Here is a 12,740-nt window from a genome sequence, read left to right on the forward strand (position 1 = left end):
TGTTACAGAAACTTAATTTTAATCGTTGAAATGATAAAAAACTTGTTAAACTTGTTTTTTCCGAAAATTTGTAGCGCTTGTAGTAGTCATTTGACAGACAATGAAGTACATATTTGTACATCATGTAGACATCAATTACCACTTACAAATTTTCATAACGATTCTAATAATGCTGTTCATAACATACTCTATGGAAGAGTGAAATTAAATCAAGCTACAGCCTTACTTCACTTTTCAAAAAAAGGAATTGTTCAACAACTAATACATAACTTGAAATATAGAGGTCAAGAAGCTATAGGGCAACTTCTGGGAGAATGGTTGGGAGAAGAATTAAAAACAATCGAAGCTTATAACACTATCGATGTCGTGATTCCTGTGCCTTTACATAAAGCAAAATTAAAATCTAGAGGCTATAATCAAGTGGATCAATTTGGAATGGCTTTAGCGGCAGCCTTAGGTGCAGATTTTAATACTTCAGTTTTAGTGAAAACCACAAATACAAAAACGCAAGTATTTAAAGATCGTTTGAAACGAAATTTTGATGGCGATTCTAAATTCAAAATTAACGGCGGACATGTATTGCAACACAAACACATCCTTTTAGTTGATGATATTATAACCACAGGAGCAACAATCGAAGACTGTGCCAACTGCCTTTTTGAAATTGAAGGAATAGAGCTGAGCTTGGCTACAATGGCAATTACCGATTAAAACGAAGTTAATTGTTTTGCGAATAAAGTGGTTTGTTGTTAATTTGCTGAAATTTGAAGTGAAAATGCGCAAATATCTTTTACAAGCCCTTGTTTTAATTACTATCATTACTACTGTAGTAAGCTGTGCTAATAGAGGTACGCCATCTGGAGGCCCAAAAGATGTAGAAGCACCAAAGATCACACGATCTTCTCCTGAAAATTATACCACTAACTTTAATGGTAAAGAGATTCGGATTTATTTTGATGAATATGTCAAAATTAAAAACCTTCAAAAGCAACTTATTATCTCTCCTCCAATGAGTACTGAGCCTACTGTTACACCATTAGGTACGGCTAGTAAATACATTAAAATTATTATTAACGATACTTTAGAAGCGAATACAACCTATGCATTTAATTTTGGACAGAGTATTGTAGATAACAATGAAGAAAATCCTTATGATTATTATAAATATGTGTTTTCTACGGGAGATTATATTGACTCTTTATCTGTAAAAGGACAAATTTTTGATGCCGAAAAACGAGATCCTGAAACGTTTGTCTCTGTGATGTTATACGAAAAAGACTCAACTTATACAGACTCTATAGTGTATAAAGAAAAGCCAAAATATATTACCAATACGCTTGATAGTTTAACAATGTTTAGCATTGATAATATCAAACCAGGTACATACAAGCTAATTGCTTTAAAGGAAGAAAATGGGAATTATACATTTCAGCAGGATAAAGATAAAATTGGCTTTTATGAAGGCTTTGTAACAGCACCAACAGACTCATTATACCAAATTAAATTATTTAAAGAAGAAGTTAATTTTGATGCCAAACGCCCAAAACAGGCAGCAGGTCAAAAGATTGCTTTTGGTTTTGAAGGGGATTACAAAACTATGGAAATTGAAATGCTTAATGATACACCTCAAGGATTCCAAACTAGAATAACTAAAGACCCAAGCTCTGACACTTTGTTGTATTGGTACAAACCTAAAATAGAATTAGATTCTGCAACATTTGTGGTGAGGAACAAAACCTATATTGATACTTTAAAACATCGTTTTAGACAGATTGATATGGATACTTTAGTTGTAAAATCATTATCGTCTGGAGCGTTAAATTTCAATGATGATTTTGAGCTAACAACGACCGTTCCTATCACCAAATTTGATGAGTCTATGGTAACAATCTTAGATAAAGATTCATTAGAAGTTGCGTTTACTACTAGTTATGAGGAGCTAGACAATAAAGCAAATATTCGTTTTGAAAAGACCCAGTCTAACAATTATAACATTACAATGCTACCTGGAACCATAGAAGATTTCTTTGGAAATGTAAATGATACACTCACTTACACAGCAAGAACAAAAACCTATGCCGATTACTCCAATATGAGAGTCACACTCAGAAATGTGACTTATCCGGTAATTGTTCAATTATTGAGTGAAAAAGAAGAAGTTAAATACGAGCAATTTGCTTCGGAAGAACAACTCTTTGATTTTAGAAATTTAAATCCAGGAAAGTATTATTTGCGTGTTGTTTTTGATACGAATGGCAATCAAAAATGGGATCCTGGAAACTACCTTAAACAACAACAGGCAGAACGAATAGGACATTTTCCTGATCTCATTGATGCACGAGCCAATTGGGACCCAGTGATTGAGTTTATTTTAGAGTAAATTGATCCCGATCCTTTAAGAACCCCAGTTTTTCTCTATAGGTGGTAATATGATTTTTTTTAAGCGTAACTATTTCAGTAGCTTCTTTATCATATGGAATCTGATCTAAACGCTGCCCTAAAACATCATATACGGCAGAATGTCCAGAGTATTCATAATTATTTCCATCTAATCCCACACGATTAACGCCAATACAATAACTCATATTTTCAATGGCACGTGCTTGCAATAAGGTATCCCAAGCTGCAATTCGAACTTTAGGCCAATTCGCTACGTAGAAAACTAAATCATAATGTTCGGTGTTTCGCGCCCAAACGGGAAAACGTAAGTCATAACACACTAATGGTTTAATAATCCAACCTTTGTAATTTATTATTTCATGATTCTTTCCAGCTTGATATATCTTATGCTCTCCAGCTAAAGTAAATGTATGTCGTTTATCATAATGGTCTAATTTTCCGTTTGGATGAACAAAAATCAATCTATTGAAGAACAACTCATTCTCTCTTATAACTAGGCTTCCAGTAATTGCTGTGTTCTTTTGTTTTGCTAATTCTTGCATCCATACAATGGTCTCTCCAGTCATCGATTCTGCAACAGGTTGCGCATTCATAGTAAAACCAGAGGAGAACATTTCAGGAAGAATAATGATATCAACAGAGTCAGTAATATTATTAATCTTGTCTCTAAAGTTAATTCGATTTTGCTCTGGGTTTTCCCAAACCAAATTAGATTGGATTAAAGCAACTTTTAATTCGTTTTGCATAACTTAAAATTAACAAATTTTAAGCATAAAAAAATCTATTTTAGTTGAAATGATAGCAACCAAAATAGATTTCATGTTTAACAATAATCTTAAGTATTACATTTTCTTTTTTGCTTTGTCAATGTCTTCTCTTAATCCTTCAAGTTTATCTAACCATTTAGCTTCGTCGTTAGGAGATAATTTTCCTTTACGTTTAAGCTTATCGTATTTTTTTTGAGCACTTTTTAATTTTTTATTGGCTTTATCAAATCGGTCTTGTGCTTTTTGTTTTTTCTTTAAAGCCTTTTCTGCCTTTTTAGCTTCTTTTTCAGCCTTCTTTTGAGCTTTTTCGGCTTTTTTCATGTCTTTTTCTAGCTTTTTGGCTTCTTTTTCTTTCTTTTCCTCAGCTTTCTTTGCAGCTTTCATAGCTTTTTCTTTATCCTTCATCATTTTCTCTTCTTTCATCTTTGCTTTTTCAGCTTTCTCTTTTCCTTTAGCTTTACCATTATTATTGCCTTTGCCTTTCATTCGTTCTGAAGTCATAGCAGCTTGCTTAAAAATGAATTCTTTCTCTTCAAGGCTTAGTGTTTCAGTAACATCTTTTCCATCCAGAAAGATTTTTTCATTTTTTACTTGATAGGTCTTACCATCTTTCTCAACTTTTTGTGCATTTAGATTCAAGCTAAAAGCCATCAAAAAAATAATCAATATATATTTCATTTTATAGGTATTTAAATGTTCTATTTATTAGAGACAAAAATAATAGAAAAGTCACTTATATGGAGTTTAAAATTTTTGCTGCTTGTTCTAAGGTGTCATTTGTTTTTGCAAAACAAAAACGTAATACCTTATTATCTCGGCGATTATCATTGAAAACCGATAACGGAATGGAGGCAATGCCTTTATCGATGGTTAAGCGTTTGGCAAAGTCGATATCGTTGTCTAATGTGATTTGTGAAAAATCTAATACTTGAAAATAGGTGCCTTTAGATGGAGTGAATGTAAATCGAGAATCTTCAATGAGATCTAAAAACCGATCTCTTTTTTTTTGAAAAAAAGACGATAAACCTAAGTAATGACTCGGTTCTTCAAGATATTTGGCTAAGCCTTTTTGGGTTGGGTGATGTACTGAAAACACATTAAATTGATGAATAGCTCTAAAAGCTTCCATAAGAGTTTTAGGTGCACAGCAGTATCCTACTTTCCATCCTGTATTATGAAATGTTTTACCAAAAGATGCAGTGATAAAACTACGTTGTTTTAAATTAGAGAATAAGCAGATGCTTTGATGCTGTTCACCATCAAAAATTATATGTTCGTATACTTCATCACTTAATATGATAATGTTTGTGCCATCTGTAAGTTCTTGAAGTTTAAGCATATCAGATGTACTCATAATAGTGCCACTAGGATTGTGTGGTGTATTAATGATAATCATCTTAGTATTATTATTGATGAGTTGCTCAACTCGAGTCCAATTAATTCGATATAGAGGTGCTTCTAATGTAACGGGAACTGTTATTCCGCCGTTAGCTTCTATCGATGGTTGGTAGCTATCATATGCCGGTTTAAAAATGATAACTTCGTCATTGGGTTTTATAAAGGCAGAAATAATTGTGAATATGGCTTGAGTGGCACCAGCAGTAATTGTGATTTCGCTTTCTGGATGATAGCTAGAATTATATAGTCGATTAAATTTTCTATAAATAGCCTCTCTAAGTTCTATGCTCCCTGCCATTGGAGCATATTGATTATAGCCAGAATTCATAGCACTAGTTACGGCGTCTATTAATTTCTGATCACTTTTAAAATTTGGAAATCCTTGAGATAGGTTAATAGCATTGTGCTCATTAGCCAGAGCACTCATAACCGTAAATATCGAGGTGTCTACGTTACTGAGTTTTGGTGAAAATTGCATAGTATATGTTGAATCATAAAGATACTATTTTTGATAGATTGCCGTTATCTGTATTATGAAAAAACTATGCGTATTACTTTGTCTTTATATATCAATGAGTAGTTCTAGTCAGAACTTAGATCAGGTTAAAACCATTCATGTTTTTGTAGCCTTATGCGATAATATAAATCAAGGGATTGTTCCTGTGCCCGCAAAATTAGGGAATGGTCAAGATATTAAAGGGAATTTATATTGGTCGGCATTATACGGAGTTAAAACCCATTTTAAAAATAGTAAAGATTGGATATTACTTACTTCGGAAAAAGATATAGGGCACCATATTTTAGAGCGCGTATTGTTTAAGCATAAAACATACAACACGTATCTTTTAGCAGATGCTTATGACGGGCAATTTATCAAACAAACAATTATTGATTTTTTAAAAGCTTCGGCTGGAAGAAATAGTGTTGCAATACACTACAAAAATCAAACACTAAAGTTTGGTGGTCAAGCGCAATTACTGTCTTATATTGGGCATGATGGTCTTATGGAGTTTGATGTACAAGGTGAATTTAAACCTAGTAATGATAACAAGCGGGATACAATTATTTTGGCTTGTATTAGTAAAGATTATTTTAAACCCTATCTCTTACAGACTAAAGCCAATCCATTAGTTTGGACTACTGGCTTAATGGCACCAGAGGCCTATACTTTAAAATGGGCTATAGATGGTTGGATACTAAATGAAACTGATATACAAATACGTGAGCGAGCCGCAAAAGCTTATCATTATTACCAAAAATGCGGGCTTAAAGGTGCGAAGCGTTTGTTGGTAACTGGATATTGACTTCTCGATACAATTCTTCATGCTTCAGAATCACTCGAAGTGACGAAGGCTAATTTTTCCTCAATACCAATTGCAACGGTTAGCTTTTGTAAAACTTTTATATAAGGTTTTATAAAACTAGCAGTGTAAAGCGTGGTGCTTTTGCAATTGTCAAAAAAAGAATAACTATGTGGTCACAATATCCTCAATAATCTTCAAATGATGTTTGGTGTGAAGTGTTAAAAATTTATAAACTCTCTTCGCGTTAATATTACCAAATAACGGATGTTTGAAATATGCATTTTTATCCAAACTAGTTATACTATTTATATTGGTTTTAGCTACAGTAGATTGAGAAATAAGATTTTCTTTTAATATTGTTTCAGGGGGTCTCACATGCTTTGGAGCTTTTGCTTTTCCTCTAGGAAAAAAGCCAAGGGTAAAAAATACTTTGCCTAATACGCTAAAATTATTTTTGTAGCTATTAGGGTCTGAATTTTGCAAAGCTATAGTTACATTATTAATGACTTTTAAGCTATGATCGATGTGCCAAGCCACATTGCTTTTTGAAACTTTTGGGTTAAATACGTTATGGTTTTCAATATGCGATTCTAGGCTGTTCAAGAGACTTTGTAACTGTTCTGAATTCATAAATTTTATTTATACGAAATATAATAAAAAAAGAAAGCCCAAACTTTTCATTGGACGTTTGGGCTTCTTTTTAATTTGATTCCTATTTATAAAGGAACAATAATTAATATCTATAGTGTTCAGGTTTATAAGGACCTTCTTGTTTAACACCAATATAAGACGCTTGATCTTCACGTAACTCTGTAAGCTCTACACCAATTTTTTCTAGGTGTAATTTTGCTACTTTTTCATCTAAATGTTTTGGCAGCATGTACACATTATTTTCATAAGCTTCAACATTATTCCATAGCTCAATTTGAGCTAAGGTTTGGTTTGTAAATGAGTTACTCATTACAAAACTAGGGTGTCCTGTTGCACAGCCCAAGTTTACTAAACGTCCTTCAGCTAAAATAATAATATCCTTACCATTAATAGTGTATTTGTCAACTTGAGGCTTAATGGTGTTTTTGGTATGACCATGATTTTCGTTTAACCAAGCCATGTCAATTTCATTATCAAAATGACCAATATTACACACAATTGCCTTGTCTTTAAGGGCTTCAAAGTGTTGAGCTTGTACAATATCTTTATTTCCTGTAGTTGTAATCACAATATCTGTGTTAGCTATAACTGTTTCTAGTTTTTTCACTTCAAACCCATCCATAGCAGCTTGTAATGCACAAATTGGATCAATTTCAGTAACTGTTACAATACTACCTGCTCCTTTAAATGAGGCAGCTGTACCTTTACCAACATCTCCATAACCACAAACTGTTACACGCTTACCAGCTAACATGATATCAGTTGCACGACGAATGGCATCAACAGCAGATTCTTTACAACCATATTTATTGTCAAATTTTGATTTTGTAACTGAGTCATTAACATTAATTGCTGGCATTGGTAAGGTGCCATTCTTTACTCGTTCATAAAGGCGGTGAACACCAGTTGTTGTTTCTTCAGATAGTCCATTAATGCCATCAGCTAATTCAGGATATTTATCTAATACCATATTAGTTAAATCTCCACCATCATCTAAAATCATGTTTAATGGTTTGCGATCTTCACCAAAGAACAAGGTTTGTTCTATACACCAGTCAAATTCTTCTTCATTCATTCCCTTCCAAGCATATACAGGAATTCCAGCATCAGCAATGGCAGCAGCTGCTTGATCTTGTGTTGAGAAAATATTACATGAACTCCATGTAACTTCTGCACCAAGAGCAGTTAAAGTTTCAATTAAAACCGCAGTTTGTATTGTCATATGTAAGCACCCTGCAATACGAGCACCTTTAAGAGGTTGAGCATCTTTGTATTCTTCACGAAGACTCATTAACCCTGGCATTTCTGCTTCAGCTAATTCTATTTCTTTTCTTCCCCAAGCAGCAAGAGACATGTCTGCAACTTTGTAAGGTACGTAAGTCATTGTTTTATCCATTTGTCTAATTTATTCTTTCTTGTGTTTAATATGCTTCACCTTTGGCATTAGAGCGTAAAATTGGTTAAATTCGCCTGTCATAAAAAGACAAGTCGCAAAAGGCGCTGCAAAGATAACCATTAAGTTTCAGATATTTAAATGCCACTTTATAAAACTATACAAGTAAACTCACAAACTACTGTTAAAATCTGGAAGATTACAGAATCTTATCTGAGTTTACTTGATCCATTAGATTTAAAATTTAATAGTCTTGAGCGCGTTTTAGGAATGAAGAGCGAGTTACATCAACGTGGCTTTTTAAGTGTAAGACATGTGTTGCGAGAGTTTGGTTATACAGATCAGGATTTGTTTTACGATGATAATGGTAAACCACATTTAAAAGATGGTAAGCACATTTCTATAACGCATTCGTTTACGTTTTCAGGTGTTATTATTAGTGATACTGAAGTTGGTATCGATATCGAAAAACAACGTCAAAAAATTGCAGTAATTGCTAAGAAATTTGTCGATTATGAATTTCAATATTTATCTGAAAATGATGAAGATTATATTAAGAAGCTTACCGTAATTTGGGGTGTTAAAGAATCATTGTATAAGTTGTTTGCTACTTCCGGTATGTTGTTTAGAGAACATTTTTTAGTTATTCCATTCATGTTAAAAGATAAAGAGACTATTGCTTGGATTGATTATGATAATAAAAAATACAAATACAACACCCATTTTTTAGAGTTTGAAGGATTTACTTGTGCTTTTGTTACTACTTAAATGAAAGCTTTTCACGGAAACATATTACAATCTATTTCTGAAGGAAAGAAATGCTTAGCTGTTTTAATCGACCCTGATAAAATGAAACTTGAGGATTTGGACTCTTTTATGAGAAAGCTAAATCAATCTTATGCAACACATATTTTTGTTGGCGGAAGTACTGTTGATGATGATGCAACCGACCTACTCGTTTCTAAAATTAAGAACTATTCAGAATTACCAGTTGTATTGTTTCCAGGCGATGTGACTCAAATTACCAATAAGGCAGATGCTTTACTGTTTTTATCCTTGATTTCTGGCGATAATCCTGAATATTTAATTGGAAAGCATATCAAAGCTATTTCTAAGCTTAAAGATTCTAGTTTAGAGGTTATTCCAACAGGTTATATTTTGATTGAAAATGGAAAGCAAACAGCCGTAGAGAAAGTCACCAATACGCAACCGATACCAAGAGATCAATTGCAGTTAATTGCTGATACAGCCATAGCTGGAGAACTTTTAGGGATGCAACTTATTTATCTTGAAGCAGGAAGTGGAGCCTTACATCCAGTACCATTAGAAATTATTAGTTTTGTAAAACAAGAATTACATATTCCTTTAATTGTTGGAGGTGGTATCCGAACAAAAAAGCAACTAGACAATGCTTATATAGCTGGAGCAGATCTTGTCGTTATTGGAACAGCGTTTGAAAATGATGAATCCTTTTTTGATGAATTAAAAAGAAACATACTTGAGTGATATTTTAGACTTTTTTTTAGACCCTTATCGTACAGCACCTACTTTAAATATTATTTTAGAGTTCATTGCTGCTTCATTTGGAATTGCTAGTGTTTTTTTCGCTAAACGAGAAAACATTCTTGTCTATCCAACAGGAATTATCAGCACAGCAATTTATGTGTATTTATTATCGCAATGGAATTTATATGGAGATTTAATTATCAATATCTATTACACTTTAATGAGTGTTTTTGGATGGTATATGTGGAGTAGAGTGATTGATGATAAAAAAAATCATATTCCAATTTCTAGAACAAATACAAAAGACAAGCTAAAAGCGGTAGGCATATTTTTATTCACTTCCATTTTTGTAATTATAGTATATCGCTATTATGATGTGATGCCAAATACATTAAATTTTAATGAAAGTATGCAATATGCTTTCAAAAACGTAACCTCTGGTAGTTTAGAAAAGTTTAGGTTAGCAATACCATTTATTGATACTTTTACAACAGGTATATTTTTTGCAGCAATGTGGTTAATGGCTCTTAAAAAAATAGAAAACTGGACATTATGGATAATAGGGAATGTAGCATCTATACCTTTATATTTTGTGAAGGGATATGGTTTTACAGGAATTCAATATTTTATCTTTTTGATTCTAGCAATTCTAGCATATGAACAATGGAAAAAAAGCTTAAACAACAACCCTCAAACTGTATAAAAGTCGTTTTATATGGCCCAGAATCTACAGGAAAATCTTCTTTAGTCAAAGAACTAGCTAGATATTATGATACAGCATTTGTGGAGGAGTTTTCGCGTGGTTATACTGAAGCTAAAGCACAAGAGAACTTGCAGTTAACCAAAGAAGATGTTTTGCCAATTGCCATTGGTCAAATGCATTCTGAAAATGAGCAATTAAAAAAAGCAAATCGATTACTAATTTGTGATACTGACTTGCTTGAAACCAAAGTGTATTCTCAATTTTATTATGATGGATTTTGTCCAGAACTAGTTAAAAAATATGCCTTGCTAAACACTTATGATTTGTATTTTTTGACTTATATTGACACCGATTGGATAGCAGATGACATTCGAGATCAACCCAATGCTAGATTACAGTTGTTTAATTTGTTTGAACAAGCTTTAAAAGACACAAACAAGCCTTATGTTATAGTAAAAGGAAGTTTTGAAGAGCGATTAAACATTTGTAAAACCCAAATTGAAAAACTTTTAAAAAGCAGGTATTGAAATTTTCAAAAAAAGACATAAAGCAAATAGAAAGTAAAGGATTAACATTACAACAAGTTGAACAACAAATAAGACTGTTTGAGAATGGTGTTCCCTATACTAATTTAGTCTCTGAGGCTACTATAGGTAATGGAATTTTGAGATTGTCAGAAAAAGAAATAGGACATTTCATTTCTTTGTTTGAATCTGAAAAAGATTCGGTATGTATATTGAAATTTGTTCCTGCATCTGGTGCTGCCACTCGAATGTTTAAATTTTTATACGAATTTTTAGATCAATATAAGATTAACAAAGAGAGCATCAATTCTTATATTAACCGCTATAAAAATAAAGATCTATCACTCTTTTTTATAGGCTTAGATAAATTTCCGTTTTATCATATTGTTCAAGAAAAATTACAGGAATTTTATCCTAATTTTGATGCAATGTCTATTAATGAACAACGACTTAAGTTTGTTCAAATGATGTTAGATAGCGACAAGCTCAATTATGGAAATTTTCCGAAGGGATTGTTGCCTTTTCATGTGTATAATAATCAATTTATTTCAACAGCTTTTGGTGAGCATCTATATGAATCTGCTTTATATTCCTCAAGTGAAGACGCGACTAAACTGCATTTTACAATTTCAGAAAAATACAATCATAAATTTGATGAAGAGTTTGATCGTATAGAAAAAAAAGTAGAAGTTAAGACAGGGTCAAAATTTGATATTTCGTTTTCTTACCAAAAGGAGTCAACAGATACCATTGCGGTTAACACAAAGAATAAACCGTTTAGAAATGAAGATGGGTCTTTGTTGTTTAGGCCTTCAGGACATGGGGCATTAATTGAAAACTTAAATGATTTGGATGCTGATATAATCTTTATTAAAAACATCGATAATGTCGTAACTTATAAATACAAAGAAGAGGTTGCTAAGTATAAAAAAGTTTTAGCAGGTATTTTAATAGAAGTACAACAACAGGCTTACGAATTTTTAAATGTATTGGAAGAGGGTAATCTGTCAGAGCATCAGTTGATTGTAATTGGCGAGTTTTTGGTTAATAGATTGAATGTGAAAATTAGTTCAGAATTTGAAAAGTACTCGCTTAAGTATCAAATAGAGTATTTAGCAGAAAAATTAAACCGTCCAATCCGCGTCTGTGGAATGGTGAAAAATGAAGGGGAGCCTGGTGGAGGTCCATTTTGGATAAAAGATGAAAGTGGAAATATATCTCTTCAAATTGTCGAATCTGCTCAAATTAATAAAAAAAGTAAGCAACAAAAAGATATTCTAAAAGGAGCAACACACTTTAATCCAGTAGATTTAGTTTGTGGGATAAAGAATCATAAAGGAGAAAAATTTGATTTAAACAAATATGTAGACCCTAAGGCAGCGTTTATTACCATGAAAACAAAAACAGGTAAAGATTTAAAGGCGTTAGAGCGACCTGGTTTATGGAATGGCAGTATGGCCAATTGGAATACGATATTTGTAGGGGTTCCATTAATTACGTTTAATCCTGTAAAAACAGTTAATGATTTACTAAAAGCACCACATCAAATTAAATAAAAATGTTTGATGAAACTGCCTTAGTTAAAGAGTTGATATTTAAAGCGATTAAAAGCTCTGGAGCAGGAGGGCAACACGTCAATAAAACAGCTTCAAAGATTGAATTGACTTTCAATTTAAGGACTTCTGAAGTATTTAATAAAGACCAGAAATTACGACTTCAAAAAAAATTAAAAACAAGACTATCAAAAGACGGTGTCCTTATTATGCAATGTGGAGATAGTCGAAGTCAGTTTAGAAATAAAGTAATTGTAATCAAGCGCTTTTTAGAGTTGTTAAAAATGAACTTGCTTGAAGATAAGAAACGTATTCCTACCAATATTCCAAAGGGAGTTATTAAAAAACGCCTTACTAACAAGCGTAAACGTTCTGAAAAAAAAGCTAACCGAAAACCTCCTGAATTAGATTAATTAAAATAGACTGCCTCACTTTTAACGATTTTTTATAGAAATTTTAGAAACAGGTATGTGAAATTAAAAAACTAGATTATCTTTGCAGCGTTCTCAAAAAAGGGGTGCCTATATCGGCTGAGATCATA

At 32.5% G+C, this 12,740-nt stretch carries 14 protein-coding genes; 9 read left to right on the forward strand and 5 right to left on the reverse strand.

Annotated features, from left to right (window positions below):
* Nucleotides 1-30 precede the first annotated feature (30 nt).
* Nucleotides 31-711, forward strand: a complete 681-nt coding sequence (locus tag ACTU6T_RS07680; protein WP_460220656.1) for a ComF family protein — start codon at nucleotides 31-33, stop codon at nucleotides 709-711.
* 64 nt (nucleotides 712-775) lie between these two features.
* Nucleotides 776-2,380 carry an Ig-like domain-containing domain gene (locus ACTU6T_RS07685; protein ID WP_460220657.1) on the forward strand — a complete coding sequence of 535 codons (1,605 nt, stop codon included), beginning with the start codon at nucleotides 776-778 and terminating at the stop codon, nucleotides 2,378-2,380.
* Here ACTU6T_RS07685 and ACTU6T_RS07690 read toward each other — a convergent pair.
* The 3 genes from ACTU6T_RS07690 to ACTU6T_RS07700 form a co-directional block, all read right to left on the reverse strand.
* Entirely contained in the window at nucleotides 2,367-3,146 is a 780-nt protein-coding gene (locus tag ACTU6T_RS07690) for an amidohydrolase (protein ID WP_460220658.1), read from the reverse strand. The two genes, ACTU6T_RS07685 and ACTU6T_RS07690, sit on opposite strands and share 14 nt — an antisense overlap.
* A gap of 96 nt (nucleotides 3,147-3,242) precedes the next feature.
* The gene (locus ACTU6T_RS07695; RefSeq protein WP_460220659.1) at nucleotides 3,243-3,845 is read right to left on the reverse strand and encodes a hypothetical protein; all 603 of its coding nucleotides are present in this window, start codon (nucleotides 3,843-3,845) and stop codon (nucleotides 3,243-3,245) included.
* Between the two features lie 55 nt (nucleotides 3,846-3,900).
* Nucleotides 3,901-5,043, reverse strand: coding sequence for a methionine aminotransferase (locus tag ACTU6T_RS07700; protein ID WP_460220660.1), 1,143 nt, complete (start codon nucleotides 5,041-5,043; stop codon nucleotides 3,901-3,903).
* 55 nt (nucleotides 5,044-5,098) lie between these two features.
* Here ACTU6T_RS07700 and ACTU6T_RS07705 point away from each other — a divergent pair, with 55 nt between their 5' ends.
* A complete protein-coding gene (locus ACTU6T_RS07705; RefSeq protein WP_460220661.1) occupies nucleotides 5,099-5,869 on the forward strand; it encodes a hypothetical protein in 771 nt (256 codons plus the stop codon).
* Nucleotides 5,870-6,034: 165 nt separating this feature from the next.
* Here ACTU6T_RS07705 and ACTU6T_RS07710 read toward each other — a convergent pair whose 3' ends face one another.
* Together ACTU6T_RS07710 and ahcY are read right to left on the reverse strand one after the other, a co-directional pair.
* Nucleotides 6,035-6,499, reverse strand: coding sequence for a DUF1569 domain-containing protein (locus ACTU6T_RS07710; protein ID WP_460220662.1), 465 nt, complete (start codon nucleotides 6,497-6,499; stop codon nucleotides 6,035-6,037).
* Nucleotides 6,500-6,602: 103 nt separating this feature from the next.
* Nucleotides 6,603-7,916, reverse strand: coding sequence for an adenosylhomocysteinase (gene ahcY, locus ACTU6T_RS07715; RefSeq protein WP_460220663.1), 1,314 nt, complete (start codon nucleotides 7,914-7,916; stop codon nucleotides 6,603-6,605).
* A 138-nt stretch (nucleotides 7,917-8,054) separates the two neighbouring features.
* On the opposite strand from ahcY, the gene ACTU6T_RS07720 reads away from it, so the two are divergent.
* From ACTU6T_RS07720 to arfB, 6 genes are read left to right on the forward strand one after another with little or no spacing between them, the layout of a single operon-like run.
* Nucleotides 8,055-8,681 (forward strand): 4'-phosphopantetheinyl transferase family protein, encoded by a 627-nt coding sequence (locus ACTU6T_RS07720; protein WP_460220664.1) that lies wholly within the window; start codon nucleotides 8,055-8,057, stop codon nucleotides 8,679-8,681.
* Nucleotides 8,682-9,419, forward strand: a complete 738-nt coding sequence (locus ACTU6T_RS07725) for a phosphoglycerol geranylgeranyltransferase (RefSeq protein ID WP_460220665.1) — start codon at nucleotides 8,682-8,684, stop codon at nucleotides 9,417-9,419.
* Entirely contained in the window at nucleotides 9,412-10,122 is a 711-nt protein-coding gene (pnuC, locus tag ACTU6T_RS07730; protein ID WP_460220666.1) for a nicotinamide riboside transporter PnuC, read from the forward strand. The genes ACTU6T_RS07725 and pnuC overlap by 8 nt, the downstream gene beginning before the upstream one ends.
* Nucleotides 10,083-10,649 carry an AAA family ATPase gene (locus ACTU6T_RS07735; RefSeq protein ID WP_460220667.1) on the forward strand — a complete coding sequence of 189 codons (567 nt, stop codon included), beginning with the start codon at nucleotides 10,083-10,085 and terminating at the stop codon, nucleotides 10,647-10,649. The genes pnuC and ACTU6T_RS07735 overlap by 40 nt, the downstream gene beginning before the upstream one ends.
* Nucleotides 10,646-12,202, forward strand: a complete 1,557-nt coding sequence (locus tag ACTU6T_RS07740; RefSeq protein ID WP_460220668.1) for a DUF4301 family protein — start codon at nucleotides 10,646-10,648, stop codon at nucleotides 12,200-12,202. The genes ACTU6T_RS07735 and ACTU6T_RS07740 overlap by 4 nt, the downstream gene beginning before the upstream one ends.
* Before the next feature lie 2 nt (nucleotides 12,203-12,204).
* Nucleotides 12,205-12,612 carry an alternative ribosome rescue aminoacyl-tRNA hydrolase ArfB gene (gene arfB / locus ACTU6T_RS07745; RefSeq protein ID WP_460220669.1) on the forward strand — a complete coding sequence of 136 codons (408 nt, stop codon included), beginning with the start codon at nucleotides 12,205-12,207 and terminating at the stop codon, nucleotides 12,610-12,612.
* Nucleotides 12,613-12,740: the final 128 nt, after the last annotated feature.

Source organism: Psychroserpens citreus (assembly GCF_055686305.1).